Source organism: Aureimonas sp. D3, assembly GCF_001463805.1.
GTDB lineage: Bacteria > Pseudomonadota > Alphaproteobacteria > Rhizobiales > Rhizobiaceae > Aureimonas > Aureimonas ureilytica_A.
This window is the reverse complement of the sequence record NZ_BBWM01000005.1, coordinates 58,046-81,073: the sequence shown is the minus strand read 5'-3', so window position 1 is coordinate 81,073 and position 23,028 is coordinate 58,046. Positions and strand designations below refer to the sequence as shown.

Below are 23,028 nucleotides of genomic sequence, written 5' to 3'. Positions count from 1 at the left end.
TCGATGGCCCTTTCGCGCCGCCGCCAGCGCCGGGACATCGATTACTGGCCGGGCTTCGTCGACGCGCTGTCGACGCTGCTTCTGGCCATCATGTTTCTTCTGTCGGTCTTCGTGATCGCGCAGTTTCTCTTGAGTCGCGATCTCTCGGGCCGTGACACCGTGCTCGGCCGCCTCAATGCGCAGATCGCCGAACTGACCCAGCTTCTGGCGCTGGAGCGCTCCAACTCGGGCGAGTTTCAGGATCAGATCGCGGCGCTCCAGGCCTCGCTTGCCGGCGCGGAAGGCGAGCGCAGCCGGCTTCAGGCCGCGCTGGATGCCGGCCGCACGAGCGCGCCCGCGCCCGGCGCGACGGTCGGCGATCTCCAGGCGCGGGTGGAAAGCGAGCAGCGTGTGTCCGCGCAGGCGCGCGCTCAGATCGATCTCCTGAACCAGCAGCTTTCGGCGCTCCGCCAGCAGATCGCGGCGCTGGAGGACACGCTCGGGGCTTCCGAGCAGCGCGACCGCGAATCGCAGACCCAGATCGCCGATCTTGGCCGCCGGCTGAACGTGGCGCTGGCGCAGCGTGTGCAGGAACTGGCGCGCTATCGCTCGGACTTCTTCGGCCGGCTGCGCGAGATTCTCGCCGATCGCGACAATATCCGCATCGTCGGCGACCGGTTCGTCTTCCAGTCGGAAGTCCTCTTCCCCTCCGGCTCGGACGTGCTCCAGCCGCAAGGGCAGGACGAGATGCGCAAGCTCGCCGACGCCATCATCCAGCTCAACCGCGAGATTCCCTCGGATATCAATTGGATCATCCGCGTGGACGGGCACACGGACAATGTGCCGGTGAGCAGCGGCCGCTTTGCCGACAATTGGCAATTGTCCACCGCGCGCGCGGCGGCCGTGGTACGCTTTCTCGTGGCGGCCGGCGTTCCGGCGCAGCGCCTCGCGGCCACCGGCTTCGGCGAGTTCCAGCCGCTGACGCCCGGCGACGATGCCGCATCCCGCGCCCGCAACCGCCGCATCGAGCTGAAGCTGACAGAGCGCTGAGGCGCGGTTGCTGCGGGGGTGATGACGGGCGCGGACCGGACGTAGGCCAGCGCGCCTGTTATTTTTTCAGCTGACGGTGCCGCCGAGCCCTTCCGGGGAATGATCGCTACACAGACACCCGTAAGGCGTCCCACCGGGACGCCTTACGGGCTTCCGTTTGTGCCTTACTCCGCCGCCGTCGAAGCCAGAGCCTCGCGGCCGGCGTCGAACTGAAGGCGCGCGAGGCGCGAATACAGCCCGCCGCGTGCGATGAGCGCGGCATGGGTGCCTTCTTCCACGATGCGTCCCCCATCCATGACCAGGATGCGGTCGGCCTTCAGGATCGTCGCCAGACGGTGCGCGATGACGAGCGTCGTGCGCTGGCCCATCAGCCCTTCCAGCGCGCGCTGCACCAGCACCTCGCTTTCGGCATCCAGCGCCGAGGTCGCCTCGTCCAGAAGTAGGACCGGCGCGTCGCGCAAGATGGCGCGGGCGATCGCGATGCGCTGGCGTTGGCCGCCCGAGAGCGTGACGCCGCGCTCGCCGATCACCGTGTCGTAGCCCTCCGGCAGGGCTTGGACGAAGCCGTCCGCCTGTGCGGCGCGGGCCGCCGCGATGATCGCTTCGCGCGGCGCGTCGTCGGCCCCGAAGGCGATGTTGTCGGCGACGCTCCCGGCGAAGATGCTGGCATCCTGCGGCACGAAGGCGATGCGAGCCCGAAGCTCGCGCAGATCGGTCTCCCGGATGTCCACGCCATCCAGCAGCACGCGGCCTTCGCTCGGGTCGTAGAACCGCTCGATCAGCGCGAAGACGGTGGACTTGCCCGCGCCCGACGAGCCGACCAGCGCGACGGTCTCGCCGGGGCGAATATCGAAATCGACCTCGCTGAGCGTTGGCCGCTCCGGCGCGCCCGGATAGCGGAAGGACACGGCGTCGAACTGCAGGCGCCCCCGCGCGGGGGAGGGGAGGGGCGTCGGGACCGCCGGGGAGGCGATGGCGGGTTCCTCTTCCAAAAGCTCGGACAGCCGCTCCGTCGCGCCCGAGGCCGCCGTCAACTCGCCCCAGACCTCGGAGAGTTGCCCGAGGCTGGAAGCGGCGAAGACGGCGTAGAGCAGGAACTGGCCGAGCGTGCCGGCCGTCATCGCGCCCGCGACGACACGATGCGCGCCGATCCAGAGCACGATGATGATCGAGACCGTGATGAGGAAAATGGCGAAGGCAGTGAGAAAGGCGCGCGCCGTCACCGAACGGCGGGCGGCCTCGAAGGCTTCGTCCACCGCCTGGCCGAAGCGGCGGCGGGCGGCGGGCTCGGCGGTGAAGGCTTGCACGGCGCGCACCGCACCGATGGCCTCGCCCGCATAGGCGCTGGCGCTCGCCAGCCGATCCTGCGCGGCGCGCGAACGGCGGCGCACGGAGCGCCCGAAGGCCACCAGCGGCAGGACGATCAGGGGGATGGCCGATATCACCACCAGCGACAGGCTGGGGCTCGTATAGGCCATCATGGCGATGGCCCCGAGAAACAGGATGATGTTGCGCAGCGCCAGCGAGGCCGTGGCCCCGACGGCGGATTTGATCTGCACCGTGTCGGCCGTCAGCCGCGAGACGATCTCGCCCGAAAGATTGCGGTCGTAGAAGCCCGGCGACAGGCGCATGACATGCGAGAACACGTCCTTGCGCAGCTCCGCCACGATGCGCTCGCCGATCGTGATCACGAAATAGTAGCGCCCGGCGCTGGCCAGCGCGAGCACAAGGCTGAGCACGGCGAGGGTGGCGAAATACGTGTCCACGAAGCCCGTGTCGCCCGACATGAAACCGTGATCCACCACGCGGCGCACCGCGAGCGGGAAGGACAAGGTCGTGACGGAGGCGAGTGTCAGAAAGAACAAGGCGCCGGCCACCAGCTTTCGGTGGCGTCTGACATAGGGCCAAAGACGGGCGAGGGGCTTTAGCGTGCGGGGCCTTTTTTCGCCCCCGCTCTTCTCGTCGGATCGTGCCAAGATGGGATCGCCTTTGCGGCCTTGTGCGCTAACCCCCCCTCATGTATAGGCTCGCCCTTGAATTTGAAAGCGATCGCGCTCCTCATTCCAGTTCGCCTGGCCCGATTCCCTCGGGGCGGCCAGACGGGCTTGGTGAGTGCGAGCGCGTATAGGCTGTGAGGGCATCATGAAGCAGAACATTCACCCCGACTACCACAACATCACCGTCGTCATGACGAACGGCACCGAGTACCAGACGCGCTCGACCTACGGCGCGGCTGGCGACAAGCTGAACCTCGACATCGACCCGACCAGCCACCCGGCCTGGACCGGCGGCAACCAGCAGATGCTGGATCGCGGTGGCCGCGTGTCGCGCTTCAAGAAGCGCTACGAAGGCCTCGGCATCTAATCTGCCGACCCTTATGTTTCGAAAAAGCCCGGCCATCGCGCCGGGTTTTTTTGTGCCTGCGCGCTTCTCTCACCAGTCCGGCGCATACGAAAACGCCGCCGAACCCGAAGGCGCGGCGGCGTGAAACTGGCCAGCTTTGAGGCGTGACGGAGTTACATGGCGAAGGCGGTGCGCAGCAGATCAATCTGCTGGCCGACCGGATTGTGAACCACGTCCGGTTCCGGCGCGGGCGAGCCGTAGATTTCGCGATCGAGCATGGCGATGCGCCGCTCCAGAAGCAGGGCGCGCTCGACGAGACCACGAAAGGAGACCGGCAACTCGTCATAGAACGGCGAATCCACACCCTCCGCTTCGCTGTCGAGCCGCACCTTGCCTTTTTCGGCCTCGACCTGCGAGCGCGACATGTCGCCTTGGTTGGCGGCGCGCTGGAGCAGCAGCCAGGAGGCGACCTGCATGAGGCGCGTGGTCAGGCGCATGGACTCGGCGGCGTAGAGGGTCGCGGCACCCCTCGAGAGGGATTTGGCGTCCCGGCGCCCATCTCCGTCGAGATAGGCCGCAGTCTCATCGACCAGATTCATGCCCGTATCGAAGATCGGCTGGAACGACGCCGAAAAGGCGAGGCGCTCCGCGATGCGAACGGTCTGAAATGAGGTCTGATCGGACGGCTTTTGTGTCATCAGGGGAAAACCAGCCTCGGGAGGAATCGTTGCATGGTTCGTGCGGCCATCTGCCGGACGAACTCGTTACGCAAAACCCTCTACCCAAGCTCCCTCAGGCGCAACCCCATTCGCTGCGAATTGGTTAACGGCCGAGCTGACGCACAGGTCCCGTCACCTGGAAAAAAGAGAGCCGCACGAAGCGGCTCTATCAAGTTTCAACAGGGAGACGTCGACAACCATCAGGGTCGCCATCCAACGAATTGGACAATCACAGCTTTATCCAGACAGGGTAAATGCTTGGTTAGCGCGGCTCGCGATTCTCGACACAAACCCTATCTTTCCTGCTCACCACGTTGGGCAGCGCAACCGCGCCGCCCATTCATGCCCTTTGAAAGGCACCGAGCCCATGACCCTGCCGCGCACCATGACGATCGTCGCCCTCGATGGCCACGGAGAGCCCGAGGTTCTGGTGCCGCGCGAAGTCGACGTGCCCCGTCCGGGCGCGGGGCAAATCCTGATCGAGGTTCATGCAAGCGGCGTGAACCGGCCCGACATTCTCCAGCGCAAGGGCTATTATCCCGCGCCAGAAGGCGCACCGGACTGGCCGGGGCTGGAGGTCGCCGGTCGCGTGGCCGCCGTCGGGCCGGGCGTCTCCAATTTTCGCGAGGGCGACACGGCCATGGCGCTTCTGCCGGGCGGGGGCTATGCCGAATTCGCACTGGCGGATGCGGGCAGCGCGCTGCCGATCCCCGGCGCTTTGAGCTTCAGCGAAGCCGCGGCCATTCCCGAAACCTTCCTGACCGTCTGGCACAACGTGTTCCAGCGCGGGCGGCTGGTGGCGGGCGAGACGTTTCTCGTACATGGCGGAACATCCGGTATCGGCACCACGGCGATCCAACTGGCCCACGCCTTCGGCGCGCATGTGGCGACGACGGTGGGCAGCCCGGAAAAGGCCGAAGCCGCGCGCGCGCTGGGCGCCGATCTCGCGGTCGACTATCGCCGTGAGGATTTCGTGGCGGCGCTGAAGAGCTGGCGGGATGGGCATGGCGTCGATCTGACGCTCGACATGGTGGGCGGCGACTATACGAACCGCAATCTCCAGGCGGCGGCCCCTGATGGGCGCATCGTGCAGATCGCCTTTCTGCAAGGAGCGAAGGTGGAGATCGATCTGAACCTCGTCATGCAGAAGCGCCTCGTGCTCACCGGCTCGACCCTGCGGGCGCGCGACCATGCCTTCAAGGCGGCTCTCGCGGCGGATCTGCGCGAGAAGGTCTGGCCGCATCTCGAATCGGGCCGCGTGCGCCCGTTGATCGAGGCGACCTATCCGCTGGTGGAGGCCGCCGAAGCGCATCGGCACATGGAGCGCGACCATATCGGCAAGATCGTGCTCGTGACGGGCCGGCAATAGATCGCCGGACTTCCTTGCGATTGCGGCTGGCACCCCCTATAGTTCGCGTTAATTCCCGCATTCGTGGCATGACCACAGCCCGCCTTCCCGGGGGGCCACTAGGAGACTATTACCCATGGCTCAGCAGCTCCTGATGCCGAAGGCCACGGCCGTCTGGCTGGTGGACAACACCTCGCTGTCCTTCGAGCAGATCGCCGAATTCTGCACCCTGCACCCGCTCGAGGTGAAGGCGATCGCGGATGGCGAAGCGGCGCAGGGCATCAAGGGCATGGACCCCATCATCACGGGGCAGCTGACGCGCGACGAGATCGTGCGCGCGGAAAAGGACCCGCGCCACAGGCTCAAGATCGCGCCGCCCAAGGTTCGCGTGCCCGAGGCCAAGCGCAAGGGGCCGCGCTACACGCCCGTCTCCAAGCGTCAGGACCGTCCGAACGCGATCCTCTGGCTGGTGCGCAACCATCCCGAGCTGAAGGACAACGCGATCTCGCGCCTCGTCGGCACGACCAAGCACACGATCGAGCAGATCCGCGAGCGCACGCACTGGAACTCGGCCAATCTCCAGCCGATGGACCCGGTGACGCTCGGCCTGTGCTCGCAGATCGACCTCGATCTGGAAGTCGAGAAGGCCTCGCGCGGCATGCCCCGCCCGGAGGAACTCGCCGAGGAAGAGCGTCTCCTGTCGGCCGCACAGACGCAGAACTACCGTCCCGCCCCGCGCGAGGACGACGGAGAGCTGGACGCGGCCGCCGTCTTCGCCAAGCTCTCCTCCATGCGTCGCACCGAGCCCGAGGAAAGCGAAGACGAAGCCTATTGAGGCGCGTCGGCATCGCGGAATGAAAAAAAGGCGGCCTCCGGGGCCGCCTTTCTCGTTTCAGCCGTTGCCGCGAAACTCGGGATAGAGCGTCATGCCGCCGTCGGTGAACAGCGTCTGGCCGGTGATGTAGTCGGCCGCGTCCGACACGAGAAAGGCCGCGACGCGTCCGATATCGGCGGGCTCGCCGATGCGCCCATAAGGAATGAGCTTGAGCATGGCCTCCAAGCCGCCCGGTTTTTCCCGCTCGGACTGATTGATGGCGGTCGCGATCGCGCCGGGGGCGACGGCGTTGACGCGGATTTTCTCGTGCGCGACCTCCTGCGCCAGCGATTCCATCAGAAGCCGCAAGCCTCCCTTGGAGGCTGCGTAATTGACGCGGAAAGCCCAGGGAATGCGCTGGTGCACAGAATTGTCGAAGAGGAGCTTGCCGAGCGAGCGGCTGACATCCTCGCGCAGTCCCTTCTTGCGAAAGCGCCGGATCGCCTCGCGCCCGACCAGAAAGCCGCCCGTGAGATTGGTGGAGATCACCGTGTTCCAGTCGTCCAGCGACATGTCGGCGATGGCTGAGTCCCGCTGCAAGCCGGCATTCGACACGACGATATCGAGCGGCCCCAGCGCCGCTTCCGCCTGGTCGAACATGGCGATGACATCGGCCTCGACCGAAACGTCGGCCTGCACCGCGACGGCGCGCCGGCCCAGCGCCTCGACACTGTCCACCGTGCCCTTCGCGCTGTCGGCCGAGCCGCGATAGTTCACGATGATATCCGCGCCAGCGCGTGCGAGTTCCACCGCGATCGCCTCGCCGATGCCGGAGGAGGAGCCGGTCACGAGCGCGGTCTGGCCGTGAAGGGAATGAAGATCAGTAGATGCCATCGGGGTCCTCGATCATCTGATGGGAGGCGTTCACGGGGTCGTCGGAATGCGACGACAGCGCCCGGTCGAGCCAGATCGCGGCCGAGATCAGCGACAGGTGCGTCAGCCCCTGCGGGAAATTGCCGAGATGGTCGCCGGATGTGGAGAGTTCCTCGGAATAAAGACCGAGGTGATTGGCGTAGGAGTGCAGCTTCTCGAACAGAAGTCGGGCCTCCGCCACGAAGCCGGAGCGCGCCAGGGCCTCGACATACCAGAAGGAGCAGATGGTGAAGAAGCCTTCCTCGCCCTCCAGCCCGTCATGGTTCTCGTCGGTGTTGATGTAGCGCCGGACGAGGCAGTCATGGACGAGATTGGCCTGCACGGCCTTCAGCGTCGAGGTCCACATCTGGTCACGTGGGTTGATGAACTTCACGAGCGGCATCAGGAGAACCACGGCGTCGAGCGTTGAGGAGCCCTTGAACTGGGTGAAGGCGCCCAGGTCCTTGTTCCAGAACTCCTCCAGAATGCTGCGTTGGATCGCGTCGCGCTCGGAGCGCCAGCGCAGGATGTCGGCCGGCAGGGATTCCTGTTCGGCGATCTTCATGCCGCGATCGAGCGCCACCCAGCACATGAGGCGTGAGGACAGATATTCGCGGTCCTCGCCCCGGCTTTCCCAGATGCCCTTGTCGGGCAGGTGCCAGTGGTCGCAAAGCCAGTCCAACAGCCGCGACAGCTTGGCCCAGACCGCATAGGCCGGCTTCCCGCGCGCCTTGGTCGCGATATAGACCGCGTCCATGAACTCGCCGAAAATATCCATCTGCCGCTGGCGATAGGCGGCGTTGCCGACCCGCACCGGGCGCGAGCCGAGATAGCCGCTCAAATGGTCGAGCGCGACTTCGGGCAGCTTCTCCGCGCCGTCCATCGCGTACATGATCTGGAGGCCGGACTCGACATCCTCATGCGGCTCGACGATGCGCTCCATCAGGAAATGGATGAAGGCTTCCGCCTCGTCGAAATAGTTCAGCCGCGACAGGGCGTAGAGCGTAAAGGCGCTGTCGCGCACCCAGCAGAAGCGATAGTCCCAGTTGCGCTCGCCGCCTACGACCTCCGGTAGGCCGAACGTCGCGGCGGCCGCGATTGAGCCATGGCGCGCCGAGGTGAGAAGCTTGAGCGTCAGCGCCGAGCGCACCACCAGCTCGCGCCAGAAGGTGGGATAGCGCCCTTGTTTCACCCAGCGGTGCCAGAATTCGCGCGTCTGCCCGAAGGCGGCGCGCGCGTATCCGGGCTCGATCTTCGGTGCGTCCTTCCGGCCGGGGCAGAAGATCACATAGACCGACTCGTCCTCCTTCAGGTCCACCTCGCCGGAGATCGTGCCGTTGTCGGCCTGCAAGGGGATCGAGGAATAGAAGAAGACTTCTTCGCGCCCGCCATCCGACGCGCGGTCCCAGGATACGGCGAAGCCGCCTGGAATGGCCCGAAAGTCCGGGTGGATCGAGCCGTATTCGGGGCGCGGGCGAATCTGTACGCGAAAGCGCACCGGGCCCATGATCGCCTTGCCCCGGCGCACGATGCGCCCCGAGCCATCGATCGGCATGAAATCGGTGATCTCGCCGATCCCGTTCGCGCCCAGAAAGCGTGTGAGGAGAATATTGGTGTCGGGCAGATAGATTTGCCGACAGGTCAGCGCGTCACCTTCGGCCCAGAGCCGGAACTCGCCGCCCTTGTCGGTGTCGAGCAGCCCGGCGAACAGACTGGGTGAGTCGACATTGGGATGACAGAAGAAATCGATCCGCCCGTCCTGCGCCACGAGGGCGATGGTATTCATGTCGCCGATCACGCCATGGGCGGAAATCGGGTTCGGCAGCGCGGGGGCGGAAACGGACTGCATCACAAAAACCTGTTGGTCGGGCAGGCGTGACACATTGGTCGTTTGGCCGGGAAGTAAAGTCAGTTCGGGGGTCTCGCGCGGCGGAAGGCCCGTGGGGAAAGCGGCTGACCTTTTACGTAAAAACGCAAGGCGAATGGGATGCGCGCCTTTCAATTGCTCCATCCGCCTGCTTTCAGTATCCACGACGTTCGAAGCAGCGGAGGTAAGCGCACCTTACCCCCGCTGGCTGACGCAGTTCGGAGTGACTATGAGCGCCATGGAAGACAGCCTGCGACGAGCCCTCGAAGGCGGCGACGCGCGCGATCCCGCCTTTCGGGAGAGCATCTATGCCGCCTCCGAACGGGCCTTGGAGCGGATGCTGGAGGCGCGCGGCGCGGAGGAGGGGGTCGCCCACGAGCAGCGCTCGCGCCTGGCCGAAACGATCAACCGCGTCGAGGCCGACTTCGCGCCGCAAAGCTTTGCGCCGCAGAGCTATTCCGCCGAACCCCATCCCGATGAACACGAGCCGGAGCCCTATGAGGAACGGCTGACGGATGAAGCTCATACGCACGCCGCGCCGGACGGTGACGTGCGGGACGAGCGGGGCGAGGATGGCGGCTGGACGCCGGGCCGGCCGCGCGCATCCGACGAAAAGACCCGCGCTTTGGCAAGCTGGAAGGTGCCTGCCTTGGCCGCTCTTCTGGCGCTCGGGCTGGGGCTTCTCGCCTATGCCGTCACGGGCGCGCTGCGCGGCCGCGAAACCCCGGAGGTCACGGGCTCCACGGAAGCGGTCGATACGCTTCCCAAACTCGCCTGGATCGACGTGTTCGACGGCAACGACCTCGAACGTCTCTCGACTCCCGCGGGCGGGCGCATCGAGGCGGTGAAAAAGGACAGTGCGCGCGAGGCCGTGCGCATTTCGGCGCCGGCCGGCAGCCCGAACGAGGCGCTTCTGGCGGTCGGGCCGGGGACGCTGCATCAGATCGCCGGGCGAAACGTGCGCATCGAAATCGTCGCCGGTTCGCCCGATGGCACGCCGCGCGAATTCTCCGTTCGCTGCCTCGTCGGCAGCCGAAGCTTCTGCGACAGCCAGCGCTTCACCACCGACATGCCGGAAGAGGCCTTCGTCTTCGATGTCACCGTTCCGGCCGTGGCCAGCAACGATACCAGCATCGCCATTGCGCCGGGCGTCGCGGGGCAGACCAACGATGTGGACATCTATTCCCTGCGGCTGCGCCAGCTCGGCTGAGCTGCCGCGACGCCGCTGAAACTTGCTCTCGATTTTTCGTGAGAAATGACCGCTTCGTGTCATCTGATTGACGAGCGAACATGCGAATCGTGTCGCTCGTTCGATCGGGATGCGCAAGCGGAGCGATGATGTCCATTGGCATGACCGAGACAGGCTTACCCGGCGGCGGTGCGCGTCGTGGCAGTTTTATCTCGCTTTCCACGCTGGTTCTGGTCGGGGCGCTCGTCTGGGCGGCTTGGGTGATTCCGCAGTTGCGCCCCGTCGTCGCCGGGGTTCTGGTGCTGAGCGCCTTGGTCGAGCTGATCCAGCGCAGCGCGCGCGCCTCGCTTCGAGCCAAGGCCGGCAAGGTCGGCGAGGTCGCGCCGCTCTGGCCCAATGCCAGCGTCAAGAGCGTGGTGAACGCGATGCGCGAGCCGGCCTTCGTTCTGGACCGCGACCTCGCGCTCCGCTTCTCCAACGCCGTTGGCATCCAGACCTTCGGCAACATGGTGCTGGGCGATCCGATCGCCATGCGCTTTCGCGCGCCCGAATTCATCGCCGCCATGGCCGAGGCGATCGAGGCGGACGAGCCGCAACTGACCGAGTATGCCGAGCGCGCGCCCTCCGACCGCGCCTGGGCCGTTGATATCCTTCCGATGCCCATGCCCGGCGAAGCGCAGACGCATTTCTTCCTGGCGCTGTTTCGCGACCGCACGCAGATGCGCCGGATCGAGAAGATCCGCACGGATTTCGTCGCCAATGCCAGCCACGAATTGCGCACGCCCCTGGCCTCGCTTTCGGGCTTCATCGAAACGCTGAAAGGCCCGGCGCGAGACGACCCCAAGGCACGCGCGCAGTTTCTCGACATCATGCAGGATCAGGCCCGGCGCATGTCGCGCCTGATCGACGATCTCCTGTCGTTGTCGCGTATCGAGATGCGCCGCCGGCTGGAGCCGGGCGAGCGGGCCGACATCGCTTCCGTGTTGCGCGTGGTGGCGCAGCAATCGGCGCCGACCGCAGCGGAGAAGGAGCTGGCGCTGGAACTCGTCGGGTTGGACGAGGGCGAAGCGCTGGTCAATGGCGACCATGACGAACTGGTTCAGGTCTTCGGCAATCTCGCCGAAAACGCCGTGAAATATGGCGACGGGGGCGGGCGCATCCAGATCGGCCTGACGCGCGGCCCCGATACGGTCGAGGCCTTCGTGCGCGATTTCGGCCGGGGCATCGCGCCCGAACACGTGCCGCGTCTGACCGAGCGCTTCTACCGGGTGGAGGACGGAAGCGCGCGGGCGCGGGGCACGGGCCTCGGCCTCAGCATCGTGCGAAACGTGTTGATACGCCACAACACACGGCTATCGATCGCCTCGATTCCCGGTCAAGGCTCCACCTTTTCGGTGCGCTTCCGGTTGGCTTCTGTGAGGTCGTCCGGCAAGGCTGCGTGAAATCAACAGCTTAGACTGTCATAAATCGGATATGGCTTTGTCATAGACAGGTTGCGTCGGCCGGCTAGACCGGCATCGAACAACGCCGCGTCCTTTGATCTTGTCCGGCGGTTCGCATTCGAAACGTTTCGATGGAGAAACGCCTGTGATCAAGTCCCTCTTCGCCACGCTCGCTCTCGGCGCGGCCGTCATGACGACCGGCGCGGCTTTCGCGCAGAGCACGCAGCCGGTTCATGCGGCCGGTTCCTCGACCGTTCTGCCCTACGCGCAGATCGTGGCGCAGAATTTCGGCGAAATCTTCCCGGACTTCCCGACCCCGGTCGTCGAGTCGGGCGGCACGTCGGGCGGCTTCCGCCAGTTCTGCGCGGGCGTCGGCCCGGAGACGGTCGACATCGCCAATGCCTCGCGCCCGATCTCGGACTCCGAGAAGAAGGCTTGCAAGGATTCCGGCGTGACCGAAATTCAGCAGGTTCGCTTCGGCTATGACGGCATCGTCTTCGCCTCCTCGGCGTCCGGCCCGAGCTTCGTCCTGACGCCGGAGACGATCTTCAAGGCGCTGGCCGCCAAGGTCGTCAAGGACGGCAAGGTCGTGGACAACGCGGCCGCCAAGTGGTCGGATGTCGACGCCTCGCTGCCCAACCAGGACATCATCGCCTTCATCCCGGCCGAGAACCACGGCACGCGCGAAGTCTTCGAAGAGAAGACGGTCGTCGCCGGCTGCAAGTCCTCCGGCGCGCTCGAAGCCTTCAAGAAGTCCGGCATGGACGACAAGGCCGCCGAGAAGCAGTGCCACCAGATCCGCAACGACGGCAAGGCCGTGGATGTTGCCGGCGACTACACCGAGACCCTGGCGCGCATCGCCGCCAACCCGCAGGGCGTCGGCGTCTTCGGCCTGGCCTTCTACGACCAGAACCAGGACAAGCTGAAGGTCGCCACCGTTTCGGGCGTCACGCCTTCGGTCGAGACCGTCGCTTCCGGCCAGTATCCGGTGTCGCGTCCGCTGTTCTTCTACGTCAAGAAGGCGCATCTCGGCGTCGTTCCGGGCCTCAAGGAATTCGTGACCTTCTGGCTCGACGATCAGATGATCGGCCCCGACGGCCCGCTCGCCCAGTACGGCCTCGTGCCGGCCCCTGAGGCGCAGCGCGAAGAAGCCCGCAAGGCTTTCGAAGCCGGCACCACGATCGCCGAATAATCCATCTTCTTCGATGGGAGGCCGGCCCAAGGGTCGGCCTCTTCACTTTCACCGCCAGCCGGCCGCGACCTGAGAGGGGAAGCGCGAGGCTGATGATCCTTCGGGGGACGGCGAACGGTGTCCGTATTTGCTCTCATTCTGATTGTTCTGGCGATTGGCCTTGTGGGCTTCGTGCTGGGACGCCGCAAAGGCGCGGCGCTGCCCGACGCGCCCGGCGCCAAAATCCATTCCCGCCCGGTCTATCACGGGTCCTATGTCTTCTCCTGGGTCGTGGTCCCGGCCTTTCTGCTGATGGCCGCCTGGCTCGCGATTTCGCCCATTGTCGTCTTCTCCACCGTCGAGCGCCGCATCGAAGCCGATACGCAGAGCGCCTCCGCTTCGCTCGGCCGCAGCCTCGTGCGCTCGCTGGGCCAAGGCATTCGCGCGCTTCCCGCCGATGAGCAGGTGGGCCTCGAGGCAGCCGGCATCGCCCAGATCAAGCCCTTGTTCGAGCGTCGCGGCATTCCGCTGCCGGGCGGCGCGACGGACGCGATGGTTCCGATCGCCGTCGAGAAGAACCACATGGAGGACGTGAGCCGTCTGGCCATGACGGGCGCCGTTCTGGTGGTTGCGGTCGCCGGGCTCTTCCTGTCCCTATCCCGCATCGCGGTTCGTCTGCGCGCGCGCAACAAGGTCGAGAGGATCGTCAAGGTCTTCCTGATCCTCTGCTCCTCGATCGCCATTCTGACGACGGTCGGCATCGTCTGCTCGATGCTGTTCGAGAGCATCGATTTCTTCAGCCGTATCTCGCCCTCGAGCTTCTTCTTCGGAACGGTGTGGGAGCCGCGCTTTGCCGCCGCCGGGTCGCAGGCGGCCGGGCAGTTCGGCATCATCCCGCTTCTGGCCGGCACGCTCTATATCGCCTTCGTCGCCATGCTCTTCGCCGTGCCGGTCGGCCTCTTCGCCGCCATCTACATGGCCGAATATGCGTCCAGCCGGGTGCGCTCCATCGTCAAGCCGCTGCTCGAAGTGCTGGCCGGCATTCCGACGATCGTCTACGGCTTCTTCGCGCTGATCACGGTCGGCCCCTTCCTTCGCGACATCTCGGCCGACATCAACGGGTTGCTGACGGGCAATTTCACCGGCTTCATCCAGGCGCAGTCGATCCTGACCGCCGGCCTGGTGATGGGCATCATGCTGATCCCCTTCGTGTCGTCGCTGTCGGACGACATCATCACCGCCGTGCCGCGCTCGCTGCGTGACGGTTCGATGGGGCTGGGCGCGACGCCCTCCGAAACGGTGAAGAAGGTGGTTCTGCCGGCGGCGCTGCCTGGCATCGTCTCGGCGCTGCTGCTCACCGCCTCGCGCGCCATCGGCGAGACCATGATCGTGGTTCTGGCGGCCGGCATCGCGGCCAACATCACACTTAACCCGTTCGAGGCCATGACCACCGTGACGGTCAAGATCGTCTCGCAGCTGACGGGCGATCTCGACTTCACCTCGCCGCAGAGCCTCGTGGCCTTCGCGCTCGGCATCACGCTCTTCGTGATGACGCTGATCCTCAACATCATCGCCCTTGCCATCGTGCGCAAGTACCGGGAGCAGTACGACTGATGAGCGATACGACGATTTCCCGCTCGGACGCCGTTCCGACCTCCGCGCGCCCCGCGCGGCGCGACATCGGCCTGCGCCGTCGCTATGCCGCCGAACGTCGCTTCCGCTTCTATGGTCAGGGTGCGATCGCTATCGGCATGATCTTCCTCGCCATCCTTCTTTGGACGGTGATTGGGCAGGGCTACACGGCCTTCTTCCAGACCCAGATCCGCCTGCCGATCACCTTCTCCAAGAGCATCATCGATCCGAACGACAAGGCCAAGGCCGATCCGACGATCCTGCGCACGGTGAATTACCCGCGCCTCGTGCAGGACGCGCTGATGAAGGAACTCGGCATCGACCCGAACAACCGGGCCGCCGTCGCCTCGGCCATGCAGCTCGTGTCGCAGGGCGTGCGCGCCCAGCTCGCCAACATGGTGCTGGACGATCTCTCCATCATCGGCACGACGCAGGATGTCTGGGTCTATGCCAATTCCACGGTCGACTCGGCCGTGAAGGGGCAGTTCGACCTGTCGATCCCGGAAGCGCGCCGTCCGATCAAGGACCAGCAGCTCACCTGGATTCACGATCTCGAAGCCAAGGGCGCGATGGAGCAGCGCTTCAACACCGGGCTCTTCACCTTCGGCGCCTCCGCCCGCGCCGAGACGGCGGGCGTCGGCGTCGCCCTGATCGGCTCGCTCTACATGATGGGCATCGTTCTGGTGCTGGCTCTGCCGATCGGCGTCGCGGCGTCGATCTATCTGGAAGAGTTCGCGCCTAAGAACCGCTTCACCGACCTGATCGAGGTCAATATCAACAATCTCGCGGCTGTGCCTTCGATCGTCTACGGCCTCTTGGGTCTCGCCGTCTTCATCAACTGGATGGGCCTGCCGCGCTCGGCCTCGCTGGTCGGCGGCCTCGTCCTGACGCTGATGACGCTGCCCACGATCATCATCGCGACCCGCGCCGCGTTGAAGGCCGTGCCGCCCTCGATCCGCGCCGCCGCCCTGGGGCTCGGCGCGTCCAAGATGCAGACCGTGTTCCAGCATGTGCTGCCGCTGGCCATGCCCGGCATTCTGACGGGCACGATCATCGGTCTCGCCCATGCGCTGGGCGAAACCGCGCCGCTCCTCCTGATCGGCATGGTGGCCTTCGTCGCCAACTATCCCGCAACGCCCATGGACCCCGCGACCGCTCTTCCGGTGCAGATCTACATGTGGGCCAACGAGGCCGAGCGCGCCTTCGTGGAGCGCACCTCGGGCGCCATCATCGTGCTTCTTCTCTTCCTGGCGGTCATGAACGTCACCGCCATTCTGCTTCGTCGTCGCTTCGAGCGTCGCTGGTAGGAACGATCGGATTTTATATGATGGAAAATCTTCATTTGACCGCCGCCCCGAAGACCAGCACGCCCGCCTTCGCCAGCAAGATGAAGGGCGAGAGTGTCTCGGTCTTCTACGGCGCGAAACAGGCGCTGTTCGAGGTCAATCTCGACGTCTACGAACGGCAGGTGACGGCGCTGATCGGCCCTTCGGGCTGCGGCAAGTCCACCTTCCTGCGCTCGCTCAACCGCATGAACGACACGGTCGAGGGCGCCAAGGTCAAGGGCCTGATCACGCTGGACGGCGAGGACATCTACAACCCGCAGATCGACGTGGTGGAACTGCGCGCCCGCGTCGGCATGGTGTTCCAAAAGCCCAACCCGTTCCCGAAGTCGATCTTCGAGAACGTCGCCTATGGGCCGAAAATCCACGGTCTCGCCAAGTCGAAGACCGATCTGGAAGAGATCGTGGTCACCTCGTTGCGCAAGGCCGGCCTGTTTCAGGAGGTGAAGGACCGCCTTCATGACGCCGGCACGGGCCTGTCGGGCGGCCAGCAGCAGCGCCTGTGCATCGCGCGCGCCATCGCCGTGTCGCCCGAGGTGATCCTGATGGACGAGCCCTGCTCGGCGCTCGACCCGATCGCGACCGCCACGGTCGAGGAACTGATCGACGAGCTGAAGCAGAACTTCACGATCGTGATCGTGACGCACTCCATGCAGCAGGCGGCCCGCGTGTCGCAGCGCACGGCCATGTTCCATCTGGGCAAGATCGTCGAGGTCGGACCGACCGAGAAGATGTTCCAGAACCCGGACGACAAGCGCACGCAGGACTACATCACCGGCCGCTTCGGCTAACCTCGCGCCCGGCCGCGCCGCCGCGCGCGGCCGACCCCGCCAGAACAGGGAGTTCGCATCATGGAACACATCGTTTCCTCCTATGATGACGAGTTGAAATTCATTCTGCGCCGCATCTCCGAAATGGGTGGCCAAGCCGAGCGCATGGTGGAACAGGCCGTGTCGGCGCTGATCCGCTCCGACTGGGGCCTCGCGCAGTCCGTCGTCGCCGACGACATCTTGCTCGATACGCTCCAGCGCGAGGTGGACGAGCGCGCCGTGATGACGATCGGCAAGCGCCAGCCCATGGCGCAGGATCTGCGCGAGATCGTCGGCGCGATCCGCATCTCCAGCGATCTGGAGCGGATCGGCGATCTGGGCAAGAACATCGCCAAGCGCGTCATCGCGGTGAACGATCACAAGCAGCCGGTTCAGCTGGTGCGCGGGATCGAGCACATGTCGGAGCTGGCGCTGGAGCAGCTGAAGAACGTTCTCGACGTCTACGCCACGCGCGACGCCGTGCGTGCGCTCGAAATCCGTGCCCACGACGCCGAGATCGACGCGCTCTACACCTCGCTGTTCCGCGAACTCCTGACCTACATGATGGAAGATCCGCGCAACATCACGGCCTGCACGCATCTTCTCTTCTCGGCCAAGAATATCGAGCGGATCGGCGACCACGCGACCAACATCGCCGAGACGGTCTACTACATCAAGACCGGCACGCAGATGGAGGCCGAGCGTCCCAAGAGCGACTCGACGCCCTCGATCGCCGCGCCCATGCCCGGCGCGAACGGGTAAGCGCCATGGGGCCGAGGATAACGGTCGTCGAGGACGAGGACGCTCTGGGCGTTCTTCTGCGCTACAATCTGGAGGCCGAGGGCTACGAGGTCGATGTGATCGCCCGCGGCGACGAGGCGGATCTGCGGCTCAAGGAAGCCGTGCCGGACCTGCTCCTGCTCGACTGGATGCTGCCGGGCCTTTCGGGCGTCGAGCTGTGCCGGCGTCTTCGCACGCGGCCGGAGACCGAGCGCCTGCCGATCATCATGCTGACGGCGCGCGGCGAGGAGTCGGAGCGGGTGCGCGGCCTGTCGGTCGGCGCGGACGATTACGTCGTGAAGCCGTTCTCGACGCCCGAGCTGATGGCCCGCGTGCGCGCCATGCTGCGGCGCGTGAAGCCGGAACGCATTTCCAGCCAACTCGTCGCCGGGGATCTGGATCTCGACCGCGAAACGCACCGCGTTCGCCGGGCCGGGCGGGAGGTCAAGCTCGGACCCACCGAGTTCCGCCTTCTGGAATTCCTGATGCAGTCGCCCGGCCGCGTCTTCTCGCGCGAGCAATTGCTCGACGGCGTCTGGGGGCGGGACATCTATGTCGACGAGCGCACGGTGGATGTGCATGTCGGCCGTTTGCGCAAGGCGATCAATCGCGGGCGCCAGCGCGACCCGATACGCACCGTTCGCGGGGCGGGCTATTCGTTGGACGAGAATTTCACGAGCCCGCGTCCGGCCTCGGCGCAGCGCGCGGAAGCCAGCTGACGGCTTTCCCGCAAGCGGGTTCGAAACGAAAACGGCGCGGCAAGCAGGAGCTTGTCGCGCCGTTGTTGTTTCAGGAGTGAGAAGCGCCCTCGGGCACCGATCCCGCCCGCTCGACCGCTTGGGCTCAGCCCTCGGCTGCGTCGTCCTTGATATAGGGCTCGACCGTGCCTTTCAGCTTCATCAGAAGCGGCTTGCCCTGGCGGTCCTTCGCTTTGCCGGCGGCCACGCGCACCCAGCCTTCGCTGACGCAATATTCCTCGACATTGGTCTTTTCCGCGCCGTTGAAGCGGATGCCGATGCCGCGCGCCAGAAGCGCCTCGTCGTAATGCGGGCTGTCCGGGTCGATCGCGAGGCGGTCGGGCAAGGTCGGTGTATCGGTCATGGCATGGCCTTCTGACGTGGGGACAAGGGATGCGAAACGGCTCTGGGCTGCACGCCCTCGCGCGCCGGGCCATCGCCCTCCGATGTGCATCCGGTGCCCCTCCATAGAGCATGACGGCACGCAGCGGGAGACGGTTTCTCGGTGGCGAGGAGATGGGCGCGGCGCTCGCGAGCGAGGAGCAAAAAGAAACCCGGCCGCTGGCGCTGCCGGGTCTCACATCAGGGTCTGAGAAAGCCCACCGTTGAGTTAGCGAACGCGGCGGCGCTCCGAGACGGGCTGGAAGGCGATGCGCGCGTGGTGCTTGCAGTAGGGCGAGGAGTCCTGCGAGTGGTTGCCGCAAAAGCGGAAATCCGGGCTCAGCGGATCACCGAGCGGCCATTTGCAGGTGCGCTCCGACAGCTGCACCAGCGTCAGATTGCGCGACATCGGCACCACTTCGCCGCCTTCGGAATGGCCGAAGATCTGCGCGTCCTCGAACGCTTCCGTCTCCGGCGACATCTTCAGCGCGGTCGCGCCGATGGAATGCACCATCGGCTGGCGCTGCGGCATGGGTGCGCGCAACGGCGGCGTCGAAGGCAAGGTCGGCGTCAGGATGCGCGGTGCGGCCGGGGCAGGCGCGGCCGCTGGCGCGATGGATGGGGCCGGCGTTGGCCTCTGGGGCACGGGGGCGGCCTCCGGCTCCGGGCCCGGCGCGGGGGCCTGCGCCACGACGACGACGGGCTCGGGCACCGGGGCCGGCGAGGGTGCGGCGACGGCCACCGGAATGGCGGCGGGGGTGATCTCGGCGACGCTCTCGTCCGATCCGCCCTTGGGGCGGTTGTCCAGCTTCAGCCGGTGAACCTTGCCGATGACTGCGTTGCGGGTGACACCGCCCAGTTCCGCCGCGATCTGGCTGGCGCTGCGGCCTTCGCCCCAAAGACGCGTGAGCAGCTCGATGCGCTCCTCGGTCCAACTCATGAACAGACTCCTCGTACTCAAGTCGCTGCGGGCGGGCGGCGCGGTCGCCAACATCCAAGGCACCCATCGATCCCTTGCGGATCGGCGGGGCTTCCCACACGAAATCTGGTGTCCGAGACGTTTCTAGAACGCAAGCGCGAAGGGCGGCAAGAGACCTTGCCGTCGCCCGAATCATTTCATCCGCTTTTCAACAGCTTATGGCGGAAGAATGACGCGCGCGGAAGTCCTTGCAGGCCCCACGTGCCGAAACTTCGGCTTTCGTTGACAATTCGCGCCGTCCCCATGGTATAGGCTGGCCCTTGCGAGGCACTTCGATTTCGCCCGCTCCGGCCGCCTGTCGGGCCGCCGTCATCGCCAATGTCCATGCCAACGAGAAGTATCGCCATGGCCGAGTTCCACGATAATCCGCTGTTTGCCACATTCGCGCGCGCGGACATTCGCGTGGAGCGAGGAGAGGGCGTCTGGCTGCACACGAGCGACGGGCGGACCTTCCTCGACTTCACCGGCGGCATCGCCGTGAACTCGCTCGGCCATGCCCATCCCCATCTCGTGGCGGCCCTCACCGAGCAGGCCGGCAAACTCTGGCACACGTCCAACCTGTTCCACGTGCCGGGGCAGGAGACGCTGGGTCAGCGGCTGGTCGAGGCGTCCTTCGCCGACAAGGTGTTCTTCACCAATTCGGGTGCGGAAGCGCTGGAATGCGCCATCAAGACGGCGCGGCGCTATCAGTACGTATCGGGCCATCCCGAGCGGTTCCGTATCGTGACCTTCGAGGGCGCGTTCCACGGGCGCACGCTGGCGACCATCGCCGCCGGCGGTCAGGCCAAATATCTGGAAGGCTTCGGCCCCAAGGTCGAGGGCTTCGATCAGGTGCCCTTCGGTGACGAGGCGGCGCTGCGCGCGGCCATCGGCCCGGAGACGGCCGCGATCCTGATCGAGCCGATCCAGGGCGAGGGCGGTATTCGCACCGTCGAGACGGGCTTCCTGAAGCTCCTGCGCCAGCTCTGCGACGAGCATGGCCTGCTTCTCGTTTATGACGAGGTGCAAACCGGCGTTGGCCGCACCGGGCGTTTCTATGCCTATGAGAATTCCGGCGTCGCGCCCGACATCCTGGCCTCGGCCAAGGGCATTGGTGGCGGCTTCCCGCTCGGCGCGTGCCTTGCCACGGCCGAGGCCGCCAAGGGCATGACGCCGGGCACCCATGGTACGACCTTCGGCGGCAATCCGCTCGCCATGGCCGTCGGCAATGCCGTGCTCGACGTGGTTCTGGCCGATGGCTTCCTGGAAGAGGTTCGCCGCAACGCGCTTCTCTTCAAGCAGAGCCTCGCCTCGCTGGCGGATCGCTATCCCGATGTCGTCGCCGAAGTGCGCGGCGAGGGGCTTCTGATCGGTCTCAAGATGGTGGTGCCGAACACGCAGCTGATCGAGGCGCTGCGCAGCCACGCCATGCTCGCTGCGCCTGCCGGCGACAATGTCGTGCGCTTCCTGCCGCCGCTCAATGTCAACGAAGCCGAAATCCGCGAGGCGATGGGCCGGCTGGAAGCCGCCGTCGCCGATCTGTCCCAGTCCCAGTCCGAAAGCAGCGCGGCATGAGTTCCCTTTCCGCGGCCATCGCATCGCCCGCCGACGCCTCGTCGGTGCGGCACTTCATCGACCTCTCCTGCACCACGCCGGGCGATCTGCGCGCCATCCTCAAGGATGCGCGCGAGCGCAAGGCGCTGGGCCGCAAGGGCGCGCGTCCGCTCGAAGGGCGGATGCTCGCCATGATCTTCGAGAAGCCCTCGACGCGCACCCGCGTTTCCTTCGACGTCGCCATGCGCCAGCTCGGCGGCGAGACGCTGTTCCTGTCGGGCTCGGAGATGCAACTCGGCCGCGCCGAGACGATCGCCGACACGGCGCGCGTCCTGTCGCGCTATGTCGACGCGATCATGATCCGCACAACCGAGCATTCGCGCCTTCTCGAAATGGCCGAGGCGGCGACCGTGCCTGTCATCAACGCGCTGACCGATGACACGCATCCCTGCCAGATCATGGCCGATCTCCTCACCTTCGAAGAGCATCGCGGGCCGGTGCAGGGCAAGACCTTCGCCTGGTCGGGCGACGGCAACAACGTCCTGAACTCGCTGATCGAGGCGGCCGGCCGCTTCGATTTCTCGCTTCGCATTGCCACGCCCGAAGGCTCCGAGCCCGATCCGCGCTATGTCGCGGCGGCCCGCGAGGCCGGCACCCGGCTGCATCTGACGCATGATCCGGTGGAGGCCGTGTCGGGCGCCGATTGCGTCGTCACCGACACCTGGGTATCCATGGGGCGCGAGGATCAGGCGCGCGGACACAATGTGTTCCTGCCCTATCAGGTGAACGAGCGGCTCATGTCGCACGCCAACCCGCAAGCGCTCTTCATGCATTGCCTCCCCGCCCATCGCGGCGAGGAAGTGACGGATGCGGTGATCGACGGGCCGCAATCGGTGGTCTTCGACGAGGCCGAGAACCGGCTTCATGCCCAGAAGTCGATCCTCGCCTGGGTCTTCGGGGATGTCGCATCGCATGGCTGATTCCTCGCTCGAGCTTGGCGACATCGGCTTTGCCGGCGACGACGCGGTGGTTCCCTTCGCGGTCGAGGCTTTGGACGCGCGCGGTCGCGCCGTCCAACTCGGCGCGATGGTGGATCAGATTCTGGCGCGGCACGACTATCCCGCGCCGGTCTCGCAGCTTCTGGCCGAGATGATCGTGCTCACCGTTCTGCTCGGCACCTCGCTGAAGTTCGACGGCAAGTTCATCGCGCAGACGCAGACCGATGGTCCGGTGGACCTTCTCGTCGTGGATTACAGCGCGCCCTCCAGCGTGCGCGCCTATGCCCGCTTCGATGCCGAGCGGCTGGCCGAGGCCGTGGCCGAGCATCGCGCCGATCCGCCTTCGCTTCTGGGCGTCGGCATTCTGGCGCTGACGATCGACCAGGGCCCGCATACGCAGCGCTACCAAGGCATCGTGGAACTGAACGGCGTGTCGCTGGAAGCGGTGGCGGAAAACTACTTCCGCCAGTCCGAGCAGATCCCGACCACCGTGCGCCTGGCGGTTGCCAAGATCGCGCGGCGCGCCGAAACCGGCGGCTTCAAGGAAAGCTGGCGCGCGGGCGGGCTGATCGCACAGTTCCTGCCGAACGCGCCGGAGCGGATGCGGATGCCCGATCTGCCGGGCGGCGACGCGCCGGAAGGCGCCGAGGAGCATGTGTTCGAGGAAGACGATGCCTGGACGGAAGTCCAGGCGCTGGTGGGCACAATCGAGGCCTCGGAACTGGCCGATCCGGAAGTCGGCGTGGAGCGGCTTCTGTTTCGCCTCTTCCACGAGCGGGGCGTGCGCGTTTTTCCGCCGACGCCGGTGCGCGACAATTGCTCCTGTACCCGCGAGAAGATCAAGGGCGTTCTCGAAAACTTCTCGCAAGAGGACATTGCCGAGAGCGTCGAGGACGGCAAGATCAACGTGACCTGCGAGTTCTGCGGCGAAGCCTACAGCTTCTCGCCCGACGAATTCACGCATGATCACGGCGACGAGACGCCGCAGAGCTGACGAGGCTT

At 65.9% G+C, this 23,028-nt stretch carries 21 protein-coding genes; 15 read left to right on the top strand and 6 right to left on the bottom strand.

Annotation, left to right across the window (positions count from 1 at the left end; all coding sequences use genetic code 11):
- Nucleotides 1-3: 3 nt before the first annotated feature.
- Nucleotides 4-1,029 (top strand): peptidoglycan -binding protein, encoded by a 1,026-nt coding sequence (locus AUL36_RS02340; protein WP_058601870.1) that lies wholly within the window; start codon nt 4-6, stop codon nt 1,027-1,029.
- Nucleotides 1,030-1,193: 164 nt separating this feature from the next.
- Here AUL36_RS02340 and AUL36_RS02335 read toward each other — a convergent pair whose 3' ends face one another.
- On the bottom strand, nt 1,194-3,005 hold the full coding sequence (locus AUL36_RS02335) for an ABC transporter transmembrane domain-containing protein (protein ID WP_062217564.1): 1,812 nt from the start codon (nt 3,003-3,005) through the stop codon (nt 1,194-1,196).
- Nucleotides 3,006-3,171: 166 nt separating this feature from the next.
- Here AUL36_RS02335 and rpmE point away from each other — a divergent pair, with 166 nt between their 5' ends.
- Nucleotides 3,172-3,393, top strand: coding sequence for a 50S ribosomal protein L31 (rpmE, locus tag AUL36_RS02330; RefSeq protein ID WP_058601872.1), 222 nt, complete (start codon nt 3,172-3,174; stop codon nt 3,391-3,393).
- 152 nt (nt 3,394-3,545) lie between these two features.
- Here the strand turns inward: rpmE and rcdA are convergent, their stop codons facing one another.
- Entirely contained in the window at nt 3,546-4,070 is a 525-nt protein-coding gene (gene rcdA, locus AUL36_RS02325; protein WP_058635083.1) for a protease adaptor protein RcdA, read from the bottom strand.
- A gap of 388 nt (nt 4,071-4,458) precedes the next feature.
- On the opposite strand from rcdA, the gene AUL36_RS02320 reads away from it, so the two are divergent.
- Nucleotides 4,459-5,460 carry an NAD(P)H-quinone oxidoreductase gene (locus AUL36_RS02320; RefSeq protein WP_062217561.1) on the top strand — a complete coding sequence of 334 codons (1,002 nt, stop codon included), beginning with the start codon at nt 4,459-4,461 and terminating at the stop codon, nt 5,458-5,460.
- Nucleotides 5,461-5,575: 115 nt separating this feature from the next.
- A complete protein-coding gene (locus AUL36_RS02315; protein WP_058601875.1) occupies nt 5,576-6,274 on the top strand; it encodes a DUF1013 domain-containing protein in 699 nt (232 codons plus the stop codon).
- A gap of 57 nt (nt 6,275-6,331) precedes the next feature.
- Here AUL36_RS02315 and AUL36_RS02310 read toward each other — a convergent pair whose 3' ends face one another.
- Both AUL36_RS02310 and AUL36_RS02305 read right to left on the bottom strand, forming a co-directional pair.
- Entirely contained in the window at nt 6,332-7,147 is an 816-nt protein-coding gene (locus tag AUL36_RS02310; RefSeq protein WP_062217559.1) for an SDR family oxidoreductase, read from the bottom strand.
- On the bottom strand, nt 7,134-9,014 hold the full coding sequence (locus AUL36_RS02305) for a glycoside hydrolase family 15 protein (protein WP_244497006.1): 1,881 nt from the start codon (nt 9,012-9,014) through the stop codon (nt 7,134-7,136). Before AUL36_RS02305 ends, AUL36_RS02310 begins: the two co-directional genes overlap by 14 nt.
- 247 nt (nt 9,015-9,261) lie before the next feature.
- On the opposite strand from AUL36_RS02305, the gene AUL36_RS02300 reads away from it, so the two are divergent.
- The 8 genes from AUL36_RS02300 (at nt 9,262) to phoB (ending at nt 18,117) form a co-directional block, all read left to right on the top strand.
- On the top strand, nt 9,262-10,242 hold the full coding sequence (locus AUL36_RS02300; RefSeq protein ID WP_062217556.1) for a hypothetical protein: 981 nt from the start codon (nt 9,262-9,264) through the stop codon (nt 10,240-10,242).
- A 140-nt stretch (nt 10,243-10,382) separates the two neighbouring features.
- A complete protein-coding gene (locus tag AUL36_RS02295) occupies nt 10,383-11,663 on the top strand; it encodes an ATP-binding protein (protein ID WP_192843769.1) in 1,281 nt (426 codons plus the stop codon).
- A gap of 145 nt (nt 11,664-11,808) precedes the next feature.
- The gene (locus tag AUL36_RS02290; protein WP_058601898.1) at nt 11,809-12,855 is read left to right on the top strand and encodes a PstS family phosphate ABC transporter substrate-binding protein; all 1,047 of its coding nucleotides are present in this window, start codon (nt 11,809-11,811) and stop codon (nt 12,853-12,855) included.
- Nucleotides 12,856-12,972: 117 nt separating this feature from the next.
- Nucleotides 12,973-14,448: a phosphate ABC transporter permease subunit PstC gene (pstC, locus tag AUL36_RS02285; protein ID WP_062217552.1), complete on the top strand. Its 1,476-nt coding sequence runs from the start codon at nt 12,973-12,975 to the stop codon at nt 14,446-14,448.
- On the top strand, nt 14,448-15,773 hold the full coding sequence (pstA, locus tag AUL36_RS02280; RefSeq protein WP_062217550.1) for a phosphate ABC transporter permease PstA: 1,326 nt from the start codon (nt 14,448-14,450) through the stop codon (nt 15,771-15,773). Before pstC ends, pstA begins: the two co-directional genes overlap by 1 nt.
- 17 nt (nt 15,774-15,790) lie before the next feature.
- Complete coding sequence (pstB, locus tag AUL36_RS02275; protein ID WP_058635088.1) at nt 15,791-16,600, top strand: phosphate ABC transporter ATP-binding protein PstB; 810 nt, start codon at nt 15,791-15,793, stop codon at nt 16,598-16,600.
- A gap of 60 nt (nt 16,601-16,660) precedes the next feature.
- On the top strand, nt 16,661-17,380 hold the full coding sequence (gene phoU / locus AUL36_RS02270) for a phosphate signaling complex protein PhoU (RefSeq protein ID WP_058601882.1): 720 nt from the start codon (nt 16,661-16,663) through the stop codon (nt 17,378-17,380).
- Between the two features lie 5 nt (nt 17,381-17,385).
- Nucleotides 17,386-18,117, top strand: a complete 732-nt coding sequence (gene phoB / locus AUL36_RS02265) for a phosphate regulon transcriptional regulator PhoB (protein ID WP_058601883.1) — start codon at nt 17,386-17,388, stop codon at nt 18,115-18,117.
- A 124-nt stretch (nt 18,118-18,241) separates the two neighbouring features.
- On the opposite strand, the gene AUL36_RS02260 is transcribed toward phoB, so the two are convergent.
- Both AUL36_RS02260 and AUL36_RS02255 read right to left on the bottom strand, forming a co-directional pair.
- Nucleotides 18,242-18,499 (bottom strand): DUF3297 family protein, encoded by a 258-nt coding sequence (locus tag AUL36_RS02260; RefSeq protein WP_062217548.1) that lies wholly within the window; start codon nt 18,497-18,499, stop codon nt 18,242-18,244.
- A 246-nt stretch (nt 18,500-18,745) separates the two neighbouring features.
- Nucleotides 18,746-19,456 (bottom strand): GcrA family cell cycle regulator, encoded by a 711-nt coding sequence (locus tag AUL36_RS02255; protein ID WP_062217545.1) that lies wholly within the window; start codon nt 19,454-19,456, stop codon nt 18,746-18,748.
- A 384-nt stretch (nt 19,457-19,840) separates the two neighbouring features.
- Between AUL36_RS02255 and AUL36_RS02250 the strand changes: the two genes are divergently transcribed.
- Genes AUL36_RS02250 through AUL36_RS02240 form a run of 3 tightly spaced genes read left to right on the top strand, consistent with a single transcriptional unit; the run spans nt 19,841 to nt 23,020 of the window.
- Nucleotides 19,841-21,049 (top strand): aspartate aminotransferase family protein, encoded by a 1,209-nt coding sequence (locus AUL36_RS02250; RefSeq protein ID WP_062217542.1) that lies wholly within the window; start codon nt 19,841-19,843, stop codon nt 21,047-21,049.
- Entirely contained in the window at nt 21,046-22,008 is a 963-nt protein-coding gene (gene argF / locus AUL36_RS02245) for an ornithine carbamoyltransferase (protein ID WP_062217539.1), read from the top strand. The genes AUL36_RS02250 and argF overlap by 4 nt, the downstream gene beginning before the upstream one ends.
- The gene (locus AUL36_RS02240; protein WP_062217536.1) at nt 22,001-23,020 is read left to right on the top strand and encodes an Hsp33 family molecular chaperone; all 1,020 of its coding nucleotides are present in this window, start codon (nt 22,001-22,003) and stop codon (nt 23,018-23,020) included. Before argF ends, AUL36_RS02240 begins: the two co-directional genes overlap by 8 nt.
- The last annotated feature ends 8 nt before the right edge of the window (nt 23,021-23,028 follow it).

Coding starts and splice junctions, on each gene's coding strand:
- pstB (WP_058635088.1), top strand. CDS start 15,791: ATGATGGAAAATCTTCATTTGACCGCCGCCCCGAAGACCAGCACGCCC.
- AUL36_RS02295 (WP_192843769.1), top strand. CDS start 10,383: ATGACCGAGACAGGCTTACCCGGCGGCGGTGCGCGTCGTGGCAGTTTT.
- argF (WP_062217539.1), top strand. CDS start 21,046: ATGAGTTCCCTTTCCGCGGCCATCGCATCGCCCGCCGACGCCTCGTCG.
- AUL36_RS02250 (WP_062217542.1), top strand. CDS start 19,841: ATGGCCGAGTTCCACGATAATCCGCTGTTTGCCACATTCGCGCGCGCG.
- AUL36_RS02300 (WP_062217556.1), top strand. CDS start 9,262: ATGAGCGCCATGGAAGACAGCCTGCGACGAGCCCTCGAAGGCGGCGAC.
- AUL36_RS02320 (WP_062217561.1), top strand. CDS start 4,459: ATGACCCTGCCGCGCACCATGACGATCGTCGCCCTCGATGGCCACGGA.
- AUL36_RS02305 (WP_244497006.1), bottom strand. CDS start 9,014: ATGCAGTCCGTTTCCGCCCCCGCGCTGCCGAACCCGATTTCCGCCCAT.
- rpmE (WP_058601872.1), top strand. CDS start 3,172: ATGAAGCAGAACATTCACCCCGACTACCACAACATCACCGTCGTCATG.
- AUL36_RS02240 (WP_062217536.1), top strand. CDS start 22,001: ATGGCTGATTCCTCGCTCGAGCTTGGCGACATCGGCTTTGCCGGCGAC.
- pstA (WP_062217550.1), top strand. CDS start 14,448: ATGAGCGATACGACGATTTCCCGCTCGGACGCCGTTCCGACCTCCGCG.
- phoB (WP_058601883.1), top strand. CDS start 17,386: ATGGGGCCGAGGATAACGGTCGTCGAGGACGAGGACGCTCTGGGCGTT.
- AUL36_RS02340 (WP_058601870.1), top strand. CDS start 4: ATGGCCCTTTCGCGCCGCCGCCAGCGCCGGGACATCGATTACTGGCCG.
- AUL36_RS02260 (WP_062217548.1), bottom strand. CDS start 18,499: ATGACCGATACACCGACCTTGCCCGACCGCCTCGCGATCGACCCGGAC.
- rcdA (WP_058635083.1), bottom strand. CDS start 4,070: ATGACACAAAAGCCGTCCGATCAGACCTCATTTCAGACCGTTCGCATC.
- AUL36_RS02255 (WP_062217545.1), bottom strand. CDS start 19,456: ATGAGTTGGACCGAGGAGCGCATCGAGCTGCTCACGCGTCTTTGGGGC.
- AUL36_RS02315 (WP_058601875.1), top strand. CDS start 5,576: ATGGCTCAGCAGCTCCTGATGCCGAAGGCCACGGCCGTCTGGCTGGTG.
- phoU (WP_058601882.1), top strand. CDS start 16,661: ATGGAACACATCGTTTCCTCCTATGATGACGAGTTGAAATTCATTCTG.
- AUL36_RS02310 (WP_062217559.1), bottom strand. CDS start 7,147: ATGGCATCTACTGATCTTCATTCCCTTCACGGCCAGACCGCGCTCGTG.